At 69.5% G+C, this 14,331-nt stretch carries 11 protein-coding genes and 1 tRNA gene; 4 read left to right on the forward strand and 8 right to left on the reverse strand.

Going from position 1 to position 14,331, the window contains the following annotated elements; all coding sequences use genetic code 11:
- Positions 1-12: 12 nt before the first annotated feature.
- The 3 genes from hisD to J5226_RS20015 all read right to left on the reverse strand — a co-directional run bounded on the left by hisD (position 13) and on the right by J5226_RS20015 (position 2,663).
- Complete coding sequence (gene hisD / locus J5226_RS20005; protein WP_215840509.1) at positions 13-1,338, reverse strand: histidinol dehydrogenase; 1,326 nt, start codon at positions 1,336-1,338, stop codon at positions 13-15.
- 8 nt (positions 1,339-1,346) lie between these two features.
- Positions 1,347-2,261: an ATP phosphoribosyltransferase gene (gene hisG / locus J5226_RS20010; protein WP_215836323.1), complete on the reverse strand. Its 915-nt coding sequence runs from the start codon at positions 2,259-2,261 to the stop codon at positions 1,347-1,349.
- Positions 2,262-2,345: 84 nt separating this feature from the next.
- Entirely contained in the window at positions 2,346-2,663 is a 318-nt protein-coding gene (locus J5226_RS20015; RefSeq protein ID WP_215836325.1) for a YerC/YecD family TrpR-related protein, read from the reverse strand.
- A 334-nt stretch (positions 2,664-2,997) separates the two neighbouring features.
- On the opposite strand from J5226_RS20015, the gene J5226_RS20020 reads away from it, so the two are divergent.
- Together J5226_RS20020 and J5226_RS20025 are read left to right on the forward strand one after the other, a co-directional pair.
- On the forward strand, positions 2,998-4,860 hold the full coding sequence (locus J5226_RS20020; protein ID WP_215836327.1) for a diguanylate cyclase: 1,863 nt from the start codon (positions 2,998-3,000) through the stop codon (positions 4,858-4,860).
- 106 nt (positions 4,861-4,966) lie between these two features.
- On the forward strand, positions 4,967-5,239 hold the full coding sequence (locus J5226_RS20025; RefSeq protein WP_215836329.1) for a hypothetical protein: 273 nt from the start codon (positions 4,967-4,969) through the stop codon (positions 5,237-5,239).
- Between the two features lie 15 nt (positions 5,240-5,254).
- On the opposite strand, the gene J5226_RS20030 is transcribed toward J5226_RS20025, so the two are convergent.
- From J5226_RS20030 to hisS, 3 genes are all read right to left on the reverse strand, one after another.
- Positions 5,255-5,800, reverse strand: a complete 546-nt coding sequence (locus J5226_RS20030) for a 2OG-Fe(II) oxygenase (protein WP_215836331.1) — start codon at positions 5,798-5,800, stop codon at positions 5,255-5,257.
- Positions 5,801-5,997: 197 nt separating this feature from the next.
- Positions 5,998-7,914, reverse strand: coding sequence for an aromatic amino acid lyase (locus J5226_RS20035; protein WP_215836333.1), 1,917 nt, complete (start codon positions 7,912-7,914; stop codon positions 5,998-6,000).
- 274 nt (positions 7,915-8,188) lie between these two features.
- A complete protein-coding gene (hisS, locus tag J5226_RS20040; RefSeq protein WP_215836335.1) occupies positions 8,189-9,574 on the reverse strand; it encodes a histidine--tRNA ligase in 1,386 nt (461 codons plus the stop codon).
- A gap of 334 nt (positions 9,575-9,908) precedes the next feature.
- Here hisS and J5226_RS20045 point away from each other — a divergent pair.
- Positions 9,909-9,985, forward strand: a tRNA-Pro gene (locus J5226_RS20045).
- 217 nt (positions 9,986-10,202) lie between these two features.
- On the forward strand, positions 10,203-10,715 hold the full coding sequence (locus J5226_RS20050; protein ID WP_215836337.1) for a DUF4019 domain-containing protein: 513 nt from the start codon (positions 10,203-10,205) through the stop codon (positions 10,713-10,715).
- Between the two features lie 102 nt (positions 10,716-10,817).
- On the opposite strand, the gene J5226_RS20055 is transcribed toward J5226_RS20050, so the two are convergent.
- Together J5226_RS20055 and J5226_RS20060 are read right to left on the reverse strand one after the other, a co-directional pair.
- Positions 10,818-13,112: an FdhF/YdeP family oxidoreductase gene (locus J5226_RS20055; RefSeq protein ID WP_215836371.1), complete on the reverse strand. Its 2,295-nt coding sequence runs from the start codon at positions 13,110-13,112 to the stop codon at positions 10,818-10,820.
- Between the two features lie 76 nt (positions 13,113-13,188).
- A complete protein-coding gene (locus J5226_RS20060) occupies positions 13,189-14,169 on the reverse strand; it encodes a Dyp-type peroxidase (RefSeq protein WP_215836373.1) in 981 nt (326 codons plus the stop codon).
- Between the last annotated feature and the right edge of the window lie 162 nt (positions 14,170-14,331).

Below are 14,331 nucleotides of genomic sequence, written 5' to 3' on the forward strand. Positions count from 1 at the left end.
CGGACGGACTACTCAGGCGCGGCGCGCGTGCGCCGTGGCGTCGGCCAGCGCGGCCAGCCGCAGCGCCACCGCCTCGCGGTGCGCGTCCAGGCCTTCGGCGTCGGCCAGGGTCACGGCGCAGGGGCCGATCTCCAGCAAGCCGCGCGGCTGCACTTCCTGCACCGTGATCGCGACCTGGAAGCTGGCGACGTTGAGGCCGCCGGCGTAACGCGCCGCGCCGCTGGTCGGCAAGACGTGATTGGTGCCGCTGCAATAGTCGCCCAGCGCTTCGGGCGCCCAGTCGCCGAGGAACACCGAGCCGGCCGCTTCCACTTTCGCCAGCCATACGCGCGCGTCGCGCAGCGCCAGGATCAGGTGTTCGGGCGCGTAGCGGTTGCTGACCTGCATCGCGGTGGCGATGGAATCGACCCGGATCGAACGCGACTTGCTCAGCGCGGCGCGCGCGGTGTCGGCGCGCGACAGGCGCGCCAGCTGGCTTTCGAGTTCGACATCGACCGCGTCGAGCAGGGCCGCGTCGTCGCTGAGCAGGATCACCTGCGAATCGGCGCCGTGTTCGGCCTGCGACAGCAGATCGGCGGCGACGAAATCGGCGCGCGCGCCGGCGTCGGCGATCACCAGCACTTCCGAGGGACCGGCCGGCATGTCGATGGCGGCGCCGCCTTCCAGCAATGCGACCTGACGCTTGGCCTCGGTGACGTAAGCATTGCCCGGCCCGAACAGCTTGTCGCACTTGCCGACGCTTTGGGTGCCGAAGGCCATCGCCGCGATCGCCTGCGCCCCGCCGATCTTGTAGACGGTGCCGATGCCGCAGCGCTTGGCCGCGCACAGCACCGCCGGATCGGCGCTGCCGTCCTTGCGCGCCGGCGTGCACAGCACCACTTCGCGGCAGCCGGCCAGGCGCGCCGGCACGCCGAGCATCAGCGCGGTCGAGGGCAGCGGCGCGGAACCGGCCGGCACGTACAGGCCGACCCGCGGGATCGGCCGCAGCACGCGCTCGCAGCGCACGCCTTCGGCGGTGTCCAGGGCGTAGGCCGGGGTCATGCCGGCGGCGTGGAAGCGTTCGATCCGGCGCGCGGCTTCGTCGATGGCGGCGCGCAGCTTGGGGCTCACCGCGGCTTCGGCGGCGTCGAATTCGGCCTGAGCGACGGCGAACGCATCGGGCGCGGCGCCGTCGAAGCGTTCGGCGAAGCGGCGCAGCGCGGCGTCGCCGTCGGCGCGCACCTCGGCGAGGATCGTCGCGACCGCGTCGGCGGTGAATTGTCGGGTTTCCTGCGCGGGACGGCGCAGCGCGCTCGCGCGCTGCTCGGCGTCGAGCGCGGCCCACTCGTAGCGTTGCATCGCCGCGCTCATGCCAGCATGCCCTCCACCGGCAGCACCATCAGCCCGCGCGCGCCGGCGCGCTTGAGTTCTTCCAGCCGCTGCCAGGTCACCGCGCCGTGGCACAGCGCCTGCAGCGCGACATCGTCGCCGTTGTCCAGGCGCATCACCGTGGGTTGTTCGGCGTCGGGCAGCAGCGGCAGCAGTTCGGCGAGCAGATCGCGCGGCGCCTGGAACAGCAGCAGCTTGCTGTTGCGCACGCGCAGCGCGCCGTCGAGCCGGCGCAGCAGCAGGTCGGCCAGTTCGCCGCGCACGTCGTCGAATTTGTCGATCGGCCCGGCCAGCACCGCCTCGCTTTCGACCAGGGTCTGCACCGCCTTGAGTTGATTGGCCGAGAGCGTGGCGCCGCTGGAGACCAGGTCGCAGATCGCCTCGGCCTGCCCGAGCTTGGGCGCGATTTCCACCGAGCCCGACAGCAGCACCACCTGCGCGTCCACGCCCTGCTGCGCCAGCCACTGCGACAGCAGCGCCGGGTAGCTGGTAGCGATGCGCTTGCCGGCCAGATCCTGCGGGCCCTGCCACTGCCACGCATCGGGCACGGCGATGGACAAGCGGCAGCCGCCGAAGCCGAGCGCGCGCCATTCGCGGAACGCCGGCGCGCGGCCGTTGCCGCGGCGGTCGCCGTCTTGTTCCAGCAGCACGTTGCGGCCGACCACGCCGAGGTCGCAGACGCCGTCGGCGATCAGGCCGGGGATGTCGTCGTCGCGCACCAGCAACAGGTCCACCGGCAGGGTTTCGCCGTAGCAGAACAGGCGGTCGCGGCTTTCGCGCCAGCTCAGGCCGCAGGCGGCGAGCAGCGAGCGCGCCGGATCGGCGAGGCGGCCGGATTTTTGGATCGCGATGCGCAGGCGATCGCGTGCGGCGGCGCTGGCGGGAGGGCTCATGGACGGTTTCTCGGAGAAGGCGTGGGCGGACGGAGGCGGTGCGGACGAAGACCGGCGCGCGCCGGCGGCGGACGGAACGGGCCGTCAGCGATGTCGCAAGCCGCGGCGATGCAGGGCCGCGGCGTACCCGCCGGCGCCGCGTTCGAGCACCCGCGCGACGCGGCCGATGGTGGTCACGCTGACCTGGGTGCGCTCGTGGATTTCCCGGTACGGCACGCCCTCTTCCAGCAGCGGCACGACCCGCCAGCGGTCGCTCATCGCCTCCAGCTCGGCCGGCGTGCACAGGTCCTCCAAGAAGGCGCGGATCTGTTCCGGCGTGCGCAGCCCGGCCAACGCCGCGGCCAGTTCGGCGAGGGCGTCTTCGGTGGGGGCTTCGACGGCGGTGGCGGTGCGGCGCTTCATGGAGGAGGTCTGGGCGAACGATGGATTGAAGAGAGGCGGCGGTTGGAGCGGGAAACCCGCCGGATCGGACCCTGCCGACCCGGCCCCGGCGCGGGCTCGCCGCCCGGCCGGCGCACCGGCCCGCGTCAGGACGCGAACCAATGCATTAATGTGCTAACGCGTTAATACATTACCCCGCCCGATTCCCGCCCGTCAACCCGGCCTGCCCCGCCCGGGATTTGCGTTAAGACTCCAGGCACGCGTCGTGCGCCGTCCTGCCGGCGCCCTCGCCCCTCCCTACCCGGCGCGACGGCTTGCGCCGGCGCGGTCCAAGGAAGGCTCCGGCCCAAGCTAGATGACTACGACTCCCGCCCGCTCCGCGCGCCCGTCGCCGCCGCGACCGCTGTTGCCGCGCCTGTGGCTGCTGCTCTGCCTGCTGCTGTCGGGCTGGGGCCCGGCGTCGGCGGCGCAGAGCCTGCTCGACCTCGACCGCCACAGCGGCGAGGTCGCCCTGGCCCCGTTCACCGGCTACTACCACGACGCCGGCGGCCGCTTCGCGCTCTCCGACGCCGAACGCGCGCGCATCGAGGGCCGCTTCCGCCTGCTGCCGGACGGCAACAGCTCGTTCGGCTTCCAGCGCGGCGCCTACTGGTTCCACATCGCCGCGCGCAACACCGACCCCGACACGCCGCGCTGGCTGCTGGTGCAGGGCTTCGCGCTGAGCGACCGCATCGACGTCTACACCCGCAGCGAAGACGGCCGCGCCCGCCACCAGATCGGCGGCGACAGCCAGCCCTTCGCGTCGCGCGCGATCCGCTACCGCCATCCGAACTTCTGGATCGACCTGCCGGTCGGCCAGCGCGTGGACCTCTACGTGCGCGTGCAGAGCCAAAGCTCGATGCAGGTGCCGCTGACCCTCTACACGCCCAGCGCCTTCACCGAACTGGCGCGCGACGCCCAGCTCGGCATCGGCGTCTACTACGGCATCCTGCTCGCGCTGTTCTTCTACAACCTGGTGCTGTGGCTGAGCCTGCGCGATTCGAGCTACTTCTGGTATCTGTTCCACATCTGCGCGTTCGGTCTGGTGCTGCTGACCTTGAACGGCCTGGGCTTCGAGTACCTGTGGCCGGATTCGCCGTGGCTGGCCGACCACTCGGTGCCGCTGTCGATCTGTCTGGCGCAAGTGGGCATGCAGCAGTTCGCGCGCACCTTCCTCGGGCTGGCCGAGCGCTGGCGCCTCGGCGACCGCATCGGCCTGGGCATGATCGCGTTCTTCGTGCTGCTCGGACTGATCGCCACGCAAGCGCCGTACCGCATCGTCACCCCGATCGCCTCGGCCGCGGTGTTCGTCAGCATCGCCTGGATCGCGGTGGAAACCGTGGTGGTGCTGCGCCGCGGCTACAAGCCGGCGCGCTTGTTCCTGCTGGCGTGGTCGGCGTTCCTGCTCGGCACCGGCATGTTCGCGGCGATCGCCTTCGACCTGCTGCCGAAGGTCTTCATCACCGAATACGGCGTGCAGATCGGCTCGGCCCTGGAAATGCTGCTGCTGTCGGTGGCGCTGGGCTACCGCTACGCCTCGCTGCGCAACGAGAACGAGCGGATCGTGCGCGAAGCCCGCGACCAGCTCGAACACAAGGTCGAGCAACGCACCGGCGAGCTGCGCACCGCCCTGGCGCAACTGGAAAAAGCCCACGACCGCCTGCGCGAAACCGCCCAACGCGACGGCCTGACCGGCCTGCACAACCGCAGCCACTTCCGCGAAGCCTTCGAATCCTTGCTGCACCGCGCCCGCCGCCAACGCCGGCCGTTGGCGCTGATGATGATCGACCTCGACCACTTCAAGCAGATCAACGATCACCACGGCCACTTGGTCGGCGACGAATGCCTGCGCTGGGCCGCCGGCCTGATCTCGCAAGTGCTGGCGCCGCAGCACGCATTGCTGGCGCGCTTCGGCGGCGAGGAATTCGTCGCCGTCCTGCCCGACCACGACCTCGCCAGCGGCTCGCGCGTGGCCGAAGCCCTGCGCCTGCGCCTGCGCGCGCAACCCTGCCCCAGCCGCAGCCACGACATCCCGGTCACCGCCAGCATCGGCGTGCACGAGATCGCGCCGGATTCGGACTTAGGCGTCGAGGCGGCGCTGCAGTTCGCCGATCAGGCGCTGTATCTGGCCAAGGCCGGCGGGCGCGATTGCGTGCGGATGTGGGGCGCGGCGGCGTGAGCGCGCCAGTTGCGGACATCGCATCGATTCCACCACGATAGGCGACCCTGCTAGACCCGGAGCGCGAATGCCCTACCCTGTGGACTTTTACGGTTGCGCCGGCAGCATGGACGAATTGCTCGGGATGTATAGCGATGGCCTCTACACTGCCGGCGAAGTCAGCAGCGTCTGCATCAAGACCTTAGCGCTGGCCCGCGACGATGCGAAACGCACCGCCATCTGGGCACAAATGCCTCCATGGCTGCAAGATTCCATCAGCGCGATCTTCGCCCGCGTCGACTACGAACACGACGAAACGATTTCGTTCGGCCACTCAGACGACACCCCGAACGAATTCTACGTGCGCGCGCAGCACTGGCATCGCAACTTACGCGCCTGATGCCCGACCCGCCGATCAGGCGGGCGCGTACATCACATCCGAACGCAACGCATACTTCACGCCCTGCTCGACCGCCGCGCCTTCGTGCCAGGTGTCGTGCACGAACAGCAGCGCGTCGCCGGCGCGGGGTTCGACGCGGAAGCCGCGGAACGCGGTGTCGCCGCCGGCGAAGCCGTCGTTGAGGTAGACCAGCAGGGTGAGCTTGCTCAGGCGGCCGTCTTCGCTCCACGGGCCGTCCTTGTGCATGCGGAAACGTTGGCCGGGGCCGTATTTGTAGAAGCGCAGCGCGCGCGGCAGGCCGGCGGCGGTTTCGCCGTCGAGCGCGGGCAGGCCCGCTTCGCTCAGGCGGCGCCACAGCAGTTCGGTCCATTGCGGCGATTCGAACACCACGCGCTCGTTGTTGCGCACGTGGGCCATGGCTTTTTGGCCGCCGTCGGCGGTGCGCACGCCGGCCGGCTCGAAGCCGCGGGCTTCGGCCTGGGCGATCAAGGCCGCGCATTCGTCCGCGGCCAACAGGCCGGCGACGGTGAAGACGGTGTCGGTGTGGTGGATCACGCGCATGGCGGCAGTCCGTGGCCGTAACGGTTCGCACGATACCCGGCCGGAGCCTCTGTAGGAGCGGCGTGAGCCGCGACCGCGAGAATTCAATTACGACGACACCTTCGCCGTAGCGGAATTGTCGCGGTCGCGGCTCACGCCGCTCCTACGGAAAGCAACACGGCTGCGGCCCCTCCCCCTGGAGAGAGGGGCCGCCACGATCAGTCCTGCATCCCCGCGCGCACCGCCGACAGCACGCTGCCGTCGCGCACCAGTTGCACCGCGGTCGCGACTTCGCCGTCGAGCGCGCGGTCGTGGTCGAGGAAGGCGATCGACTCGCGCAGCTTGGCGTGAGCGATCGCCACCGCGCGGCCCGGACGGAACTCCTGCGCGGCCGACAGCTCGGCGCGCAGGCCTTCGACTTCGGCGAGGAAGTCGGCGTGTTCGCCCGAACCCGCCGCCGGGCCGCCGGCGACCTTCGCCGCCAGGGTCGCGGCGTCGGCGCGATCGGCCAGATCGCGCGCGGCGTTGATCATGTCGCGGCGCAGGTCCAGCGCCTGCGCGGCGGTGTACAGCTCCAGCGCCAGCACCTTGCCCAGATCGTCGGCCATCGCCAGCACGTGGCGCGCCTCGTTGGCGCCCATCGAGACGTGGTCCTCGGCGTTGGCGCTGGTCGGAATCGAGTACACCGACGCCGGATGCGCGCGGCTGGACAAGTCGTTGACGATGGCCGCGGCGGTGTACTGCACGATCATGTGGCCCGACTCGGTCGCGTCCTCGTTGCCGATCAGGAAGCCCGGCAGGCCGTCGTTGGTGGCCGGATCGACCAGCTTGTTGAGGCGGCGCTCGGAAATGCTCGCCAGCACCGGAATCGCGGCCTTGACGTAGCTCATCGCCAGCGCCAGCGGCATGCCGTGGAAATGGCCGGCGGAGATCACCTGCTGCTCGACGTGCTCGGCCTGCGCGTCCGGGAACACGATCGGGTTGTCGGTCAGCGAGTTGAGCTCGATCTCCAGCACGCGCGCGGCCTGGGCGATGGCGTCGCGCACCGCGCCGTGCACCTGCGGAATGCAGCGCAGCGAATAGCTGTCCTGCGGCTGATGCTTCTTACCGCCGCGGAACGGACGGAAGCGGGTGTAGAACTTCTCGCGGCCGTGGCGCTGGCTGAACGGCACCCAGTCCCAGCCGATGTCGAAGCTCAGCTGCTGCGCGGCTTCGGTGTCCCAGCTTTGCGGCAGCCACGGACGGAAGCGCGGCACCAGATGGTACGGAATGTCGGCGAGAGTCGAGCCGTCGAGCAGGCCGCGCAGATTCTCGGCCACCTTGACCTGACCCGGATGCGGACGCAGCGCATGCACTTCCGGCGCGAACGCGCCCAGGCGGCCGGCGAAGGCGTCGATGGTCATCGCCGCGGCGAGGTCGGCGGTGTCGAGCAGGTCTTCCAGCTTGTTCAAGGCCAGCACGCCGCAGGCCAGCATCTGCGCGGTGCCGTTGTTGAGCGCCAGACCTTCCTTGTACGACAACTGCACCGGCTTCAGGCCGGCGCGCTGCAGCGCTTGCGCGCCCGGCAGGCGTTCGCCCTCGAAGAAGGCTTCGCCGCCGCCGAGCAGGACGATGGCCAGATGCGACAACGGCGCCAGATCGCCGCTGGCGCCGACCGAACCCAGCTGCGGCACCACCGGCACGATGCCGGCGTTGAGCATCTGGGTCAGCGCCTGCAAGGTCTGCACACGGATGCCCGAGTGGCCGCGCATCAGCGTGTTGATGCGGATGCACAGCATCGCCCGCACGATCTCCGGCGCGAACGCCTCGCCCACGCACACCGCGTGGGTGACGATCAGATTGCGCTGCAGTTCTTCGTGCAGGGTTTCCTGCGAACGCTTCGCGCCCGGCAACTGATCGCGCAGATGATGGGCGCCGAGCAAGCGGTCGGCGTTGCTGCCGAAACCGGTGGAGACGCCGTAGATGGGCTCCTCGCGGCGCACCTGTTCGGCCAGGAAATCGGCCGCGCGCGCCACCGCCGGCAGCTGCTCGGCGGACAGTTCGACCTGGGCGCCGTAAGCCACGGCGACGAGCTGGGACCGCGTCAGCGAGCGGCCGTCGAGTCGGATCTTGTTCAAAGCTGGGGTTCTCCGCATCGCACCCTGGCGATCATCTGCGCGGCGCCGGCGGATCGGCGGCGCGCATACTCGGGAGTCGGTGCGTCAGACAAAAGGAAACCGCGGCCCATCGGGAAGATGGAGACCGCGGCGGGGATGTCGGCTTGCGCCGATGCTGCTGTCGGCGCCGGACGCTGCCGGCGCGACGGATGTCGGCGTTGCGGCGCGAGCGGCGCCGCCTCGCCCCGCGCGCGCACCGGCGGCCGTGCGCGCGAGGCGCGCACGCGGCCGGCCCGGTGGGTGCGCGCGAAGATCACTTCATGACCCGCGACTGCTCCAGCTCGACCCGCAGCGTGCGGGCGAGCTCGCTGCAAGCGACCTCGAACTGGTCTTCGCGGCGCAGGTCCTTGACCGTCGCGGTGCCCTTGGCGATTTCGTTCTCGCCCAGCACCACGACGAAGCGGATGCCGGCGCGGTCGGCGTACTTGAACTGCTTGCCGAGCTTGGACGCTTCCATCACCACTTCGGTGTTGAGCCCGGCCGCGCGCAACTCGCTGGCCAGCGCCAGACACTGCGGCAGGTGCGCATCGTCCATCTGGGTGATCAGCACTTGCACGCTGCTGTCGGCGGTGCTGACCAACTTGGCTTCCTGCAGCTGCCAGAACAAGCGGGTCAGGCCGATGGAAATGCCCACGCCCGGCAGCTTCGACTTGGTGTAGTGGCTGGCCAGATCCTCGTAACGCCCGCCCGAGCAGATCGAACCCAGCTGCGGGTAGTCGTTGAGCGTGGTCTCGTAGACCGTGCCGGTGTAGTAGTCCAGGCCGCGAGCGATGGAAAAGTTCAGCGCGTAATTGGACTCCGGCACGCCGAGCGCGCGGATCAGCTCCAGCACCTCGCGCAGTTCGGCCACGCCCTGGTTCAAGGACTCGTTGCCCTCGCCCAGCGCCGCCAGCTTGGCCAACGCATCCTCGTGCGAGTCCGAGCGCACCCCGATGAAGTCGAGGATCTTGTCCACCGCTTCGCTGGGCAGGCCGAAGCTGGAGCCGATCAGCACGTCGCGCACGTAGTCCACGCCGCGCTTGCCGACCTTGTCGACCTCGCGCAGCACCAGCGCCTGCAGCTCGCCATCGGCCACGCCCTGGGACTCGAAGAAGCCGCGCAGCAGCTTGCGGTTGTTGAGCTCGATGGTGAAGGCGCCGATGTCGAGCTCGGAGAACACCGCGTAGATGCAGGCCGGCAGCTCGGCGTCGTAACGCACGCTGAGGCTGTCCTTGCCGATCACGTCGATGTCGCACTGGTAGAACTCGCGGTAGCGGCCGCGCTGCTGGCGCTCGCCGCGATACACGCGCTGCATCTGATAGCGGCGGAACGGGAACGCCAGCTCGGCTTCGTGTTCGGCCACGTAGCGCGCCAGCGGCACGGTCAGGTCGAAGCGCAGCGCCAGTTCCGGCACCGCGCGGCCGTCGCCGCTCTGCGCGTTGGCGCGCGAGCCGGTGGACTCGACGAAATACACCTGCCGCTCGGTCTCGCCGCCGGACTTGGTCAGCAAGACTTCGGTCAACTCCATCACCGGCGTTTCCACCGGCAGGAAGCCGAAGCGTTCGAAATTGCGGCGGATCGTGTCGAGCATGCGCTGGAACGCGATCTGGTCGCGGGGCAGCAGCTCCATGACGCCGGGCGGGGTGCGGGGCTTGATCAAGACAGACTCCGAAATCACTGCAAAAGGCGCGGAAGGGCGGGCCCGGAACGGATGCGGCGGGCGTCCCCGGGGGACGCGCCGCGGGCGCCGCCGGCACGCCGCGTAGTTTAGCGATTGCGCGGCCCAGGGACGGTACTCGACGGCAATCGCGCACGCATTCCCGCCCGGCGCCGCCGGACGGCGCCCGTGTTGGACTTTGCCGAGACGGCGCGCAGCCCTTTACCACGCGGGTTTCCGGCCATCCGGGACGGCCGCCGCAACCGGAATGAAACTTTTCTGTCGTCCCCTCTTGCACGCCCCCGCCAGCATCGTTAGAATTTGCGGCTCACGAAGTCGGGGTGTAGCTCAGTCTGGTAGAGCGCTACGTTCGGGACGTAGAGGTCGCAGGTTCGAATCCTGTCTCCCCGACCAAATCATTCGTGCGATAAAAGCCGGCCTAGCGCCGGCTTTTTCGTTTGCGCGACCCACTGGCGCGAACGCGCTGCCGCGAGCGCTTCGCCGCCAAGACGGGCGCGCCCTTCCCCGCCCGCGCCGGCGCGATTCGCGCCTTGCCGGAATTCGCCGATCGCCGCCGCGCGCCATCGCGGCCCGCGGCTATGATGGCCCTCTCGACAGCGGGGAACCCGTCATGGAAGAAACGGTGCGCAATCGGTTCGCGCGAATCGCCTTGGCCACGTTGGCGGCGGCGATGCTGGCCGCAACGCTCCCGGCGTGCAAGGTGCAAGTCGGCCCCTCGCAGAAAAAGCAGGCCGAAGCCGTCAACATCGGCACCGAAGCCGAGCAGCGCGAACTGCTGCGCGCGGCCGAAGCCGTGGCGAAGGACCTGGACGCCGGTCGCTACGCCGCGGCCTGGGCCAAATCCAGCCCGACCTTGTCGAAGCAGACCAACCAGGAACAGTTCACGAAAATCATCTCGCGGATGAGAGGCGCGGTGGGCGCGCCAGGAAAACGCAAAGTCAAAGGCTTCGGTTTCGAGAGCGAACTCGACGGACTCGCCGGCCGTTTCGGAACGATCGCGATCGGCACCGAATTCGCCCGGCTCAAGACCGGCGAGGAGAAGTTCGTCTTCGAGCACGTCGACGGCAAGTGGAAGCTGGTGGGCTACTTCCTATCGGGCAAGGTCAAGTTTCCGGCCGACTGAGTCGAAGGCCGCCGCCTTCGGCGCGGCCGCCCGCGCGAGCCCGTCGCGGCCGTGCGCCGTCACGCCGCGACGCGACTCACGCGCCACCCGCCCCGGCGCCCGTCAGGACGCGCGCCGGATCGAAACCGGAATCGACTTGTACGCCGGCGTTCCGCTTTGTTCGTCGTACTCGTCGAGCGCGAGCAGCCCGTTGGCTTCCGGGTAATACGCCGCGACCGAACCCGGCGCGATCTCATAAGCGACCACGGTCTGCCCCTGCAACACACGCGGCGGCCCGCCCGCGTCCGCGGCCACCGCCTCGATATCGACCAAGTCGCCATGCGCGAGACCGAGCCGCTGCAAATCGCCCGGATTCACGAATACCACGTCGCGCCGCCCGGCGATGCCGCGATAGCGGTCGTCGAGGCCGTAGATCGTGGTGTTGTATTGATCGTGGCTGCGGATCGTCGCCAGACGCAGCGTGTCGGCGCCGCCGGCGCGCGGGTCTTCCTCGACGCCGGCGCAGACCAGGAAGTTGGCCTTGCCCGAGGCGGTGCGCCATTCGCGCCGCGAGGCCGGCACGTCCAGGCGGAAACCGCCGGGCACGGCGATGCGCTCGTTGAAGCGGTAGAAGTCGGGGAACACGGCTTCGATCTTGTCGCGGATCAGCGCGTAGTCGGCGACCAGCCCGGCCCAGTCCACTTTGGTCGCGGGCAGCGTCGCCTGCGCGATGCCGGCGACGATGGCGGGCTCCGAACGCAGTTGCTCCGACGCCGGCTTCAGCGTGCCGCGCGAGGCGTGCACCATCGACATCGAATCTTCGACCGTCACCGATTGACGGCCGCCGGCTTGCAGGTCGCGCTCGGTGCGGCCCAGGCACGGCAGTAGGATCGATTCGCGCGCGGTCAGCAAGTGCGAGCGATTGAGCTTGGTCGCCACGTGCACGGCCAGTTCCAGTCCGCGCATCGCGGGGAACACGGTTTGCGGATCGGGCATGGCCACGGCGAGATTGCCGCCGAGGCAAATCATCGCCTTCGAGCGCCCCGCCGCGATGGCCTGCAAGGCTTCCACCGCGTTGTGCCCCTTCGCCGCCGGCGGCGCGAAGCCGAACGCGCGCTCGATCCCGTCGAGCAAGGCGCGCGAAGGAATCTCGGTGATGCCGACGGTGCGGTCGCCCTGAACGTTGGAGTGGCCGCGCAAGGGGCAGATGCCCGCGCCCTCGCGGCCGATATTCCCGCGCAACAGCAGCAGATTGGCCAGTTGCTGGACGTTGGAGGTGCCGTGCCGGTGCTGGGTGATGCCCATGCCGTAGCACACGATCACCCGCTTCGCCGCGGCGTAGACCTGCGCCGCCGCTTCGATGTCGGCGCGGCTCAAGCCCGAATGCGCTTCGATGGTCGGCCACGACACGGTGTCCAAATCCGCGGCCAATGCTTCGAAACCGGTGGTGTGCTCGGCGATGAAGGCGCGGTCGAGCACGCCCTCGCCGCCGCCGGCGACGGCCGCGGCGTCGGCGGCCAGCAGCGCCTTCATCATGCCCTTGAGCACCGCCACGTCGCCGCCGACCTTGACCTGGTAATAGGTCGTGGCGATCGGCGTCGCGCTCAGCGTCAGCATTTCCACCGGATCCTGCGGCGCGGCGAAACGCTCCAGCCCGCGTTCCTTGAGCGGGTTGAACACCACGATGGGCACGCCGCGGCGCGAGGCTTCGCGCAGCGTCGAGAGCATGCGCGGATGGTTGGTGCCGGGGTTGTGGCCGATGGAGAAGATCGCGTCGCAACGGTCGAAATCTTCCAGCGTCACCGTGCCCTTGCCGACGCCGATCGACTGCGGCAGGCCGACGCTGGTGGCCTCGTGGCACATGTTGGAGCAGTCGGGAAAATTGTTGCTGCCGTACTCGCGCACGAACAGTTGGTACAAGAACGCGGCTTCGTTGGAGGTGCGACCGGAGGTGTAGAACTCCACCGTGTCGGGATCGTCGTAAGCGCGCAACGCCGCGCCGATGCGGGCGAAGGCCTCGTCCCAGGAGATCGGCAGATACCGGTCGCTGGCGCGGTCGTACGCCATCGGGTGGGTCAGGCGCCCGGCGTCCTCGAGCGCGTGATCGGACCATTCCCACAACTGCGCGACGGGGTGTTCGGCGAAGAACTCGGGCGTCGTGCGCTTGCTGGTCGCCTCCCAGGTCACCGCCTTGGCGCCGTTCTCGCAGAACTCGAACGACGAGGTGTGTTTGGGATCGGGCCAGGCGCAGCCGGGGCAATCGAAGCCCCAGGGCTGGTTGACCCGCAACAGCGTGCGCACGTCCTCGGCGACCGCCATCTGCCCCTTCAGCGCCCGCGCCACCGCGCCCAATGCGCCCCAACCGCCCGCGGAACCGTCGTAGTTCTTGATTCCGGGCACTTCGTCGTTCTTGGCCATGACAGCGTCCTCCGCCGCGTTCGCGGCTCGATCGCGTGATGCGTCCGCGCCGGCGAAGCGGCGCGGACGCCGAACCTCATGAAACCGCGGGCGCGGCGGCGGCCGTCGCGGCGGGTTCGTCTTCGTCTTCGTCCGATACCTCGGCCAGGAACGTCGCCGACGGCGCGAAGAACAGCGAGCCGGTGACGGCGCGGCTGAAATCGAGCAGACGGTCGTAATTGCCCGGCGGGTTGCCGATGAACATGTTCTCCAGCATCCGCTCGATCCGCCGCGGCGAACGCGCGTAGCCGATGAAATAGGTGCCGAACTCGCTCTTGCTGGCGTCGCCGAACGGCATGTTGTCGCGCAGGATGCTGAGCTCTTCGCCGTTCTCCTCGATCACGGTCAGCACGTTGTGCGCGTAGGACGGCTTGGCCGCGTCGTCGAGTTCGACGTTGGACAGCTTGTGCCGGCCGACGATGCGCTCTTGCTGCTCCACCGGCACCGACTCCCAGCCCTTCAGATCGTGCAGATACTTCTGCACGATCACGTAGCTGCCGCCGGCGAAGCCGGTGTCCTCGTCGCCGACCAGGGCCGAATCCAGCGCTTCGCGATCGACCGGGTTCTCGGTGCCGTCGACGAAGCCGAGCAGATCGCGCTGATCGAAATAGCGGAAGCCGTGCACTTCCTCGGCCGTCGCCACCGCCTCGCCGAGGCGCGCGAGGATCAGCTGGGTCAGCTCGAAGCACAGATCCATGCGCTCGGCGCGGATGTGGAACAGCAGATCGCCCGGCGTCGACACGGCGCGATGGCTGCCTTCGATGGCACGGAAGGGGTGCAGCTCGGCCGGCTTGGGCGCGCCGAACGCGCGCGTCCAGGCCTCGTCGCCGAACGCCAGGATGCACGTCAGGCGCCCGTCGAGATCGCGGAAACCGACCGAGCGCAGCAGCCCGGCCAGATCGGCGCACAGCGCGCGCACGGTTCGCCGATGCTGCGGCTCCGGCCGCAAGGTGACGACGAGGAACACGGCCGAGCGGGTCAAGCCCGCGACGATGGGCTGGGGGACGACGGATGCCACGACTTACCTCTCTGCGGTTCGCATTCGATGAACGCGGACCGCGCCGCGCCTGTGCGCTCGCGGCCCGCGGATTGAGTCAGGCGCCGATGATAGCGCCGCCGCAGGTGAAAACCGCGCGGCTGTGGCGGCCCCACCGGCCGCGGGTTTGAGCCGCGCGCCCGC

This window comes from Lysobacter sp. K5869 (assembly GCF_018847975.1).
Taxonomy (GTDB): Bacteria; Pseudomonadota; Gammaproteobacteria; order Xanthomonadales; family Xanthomonadaceae; genus Lysobacter.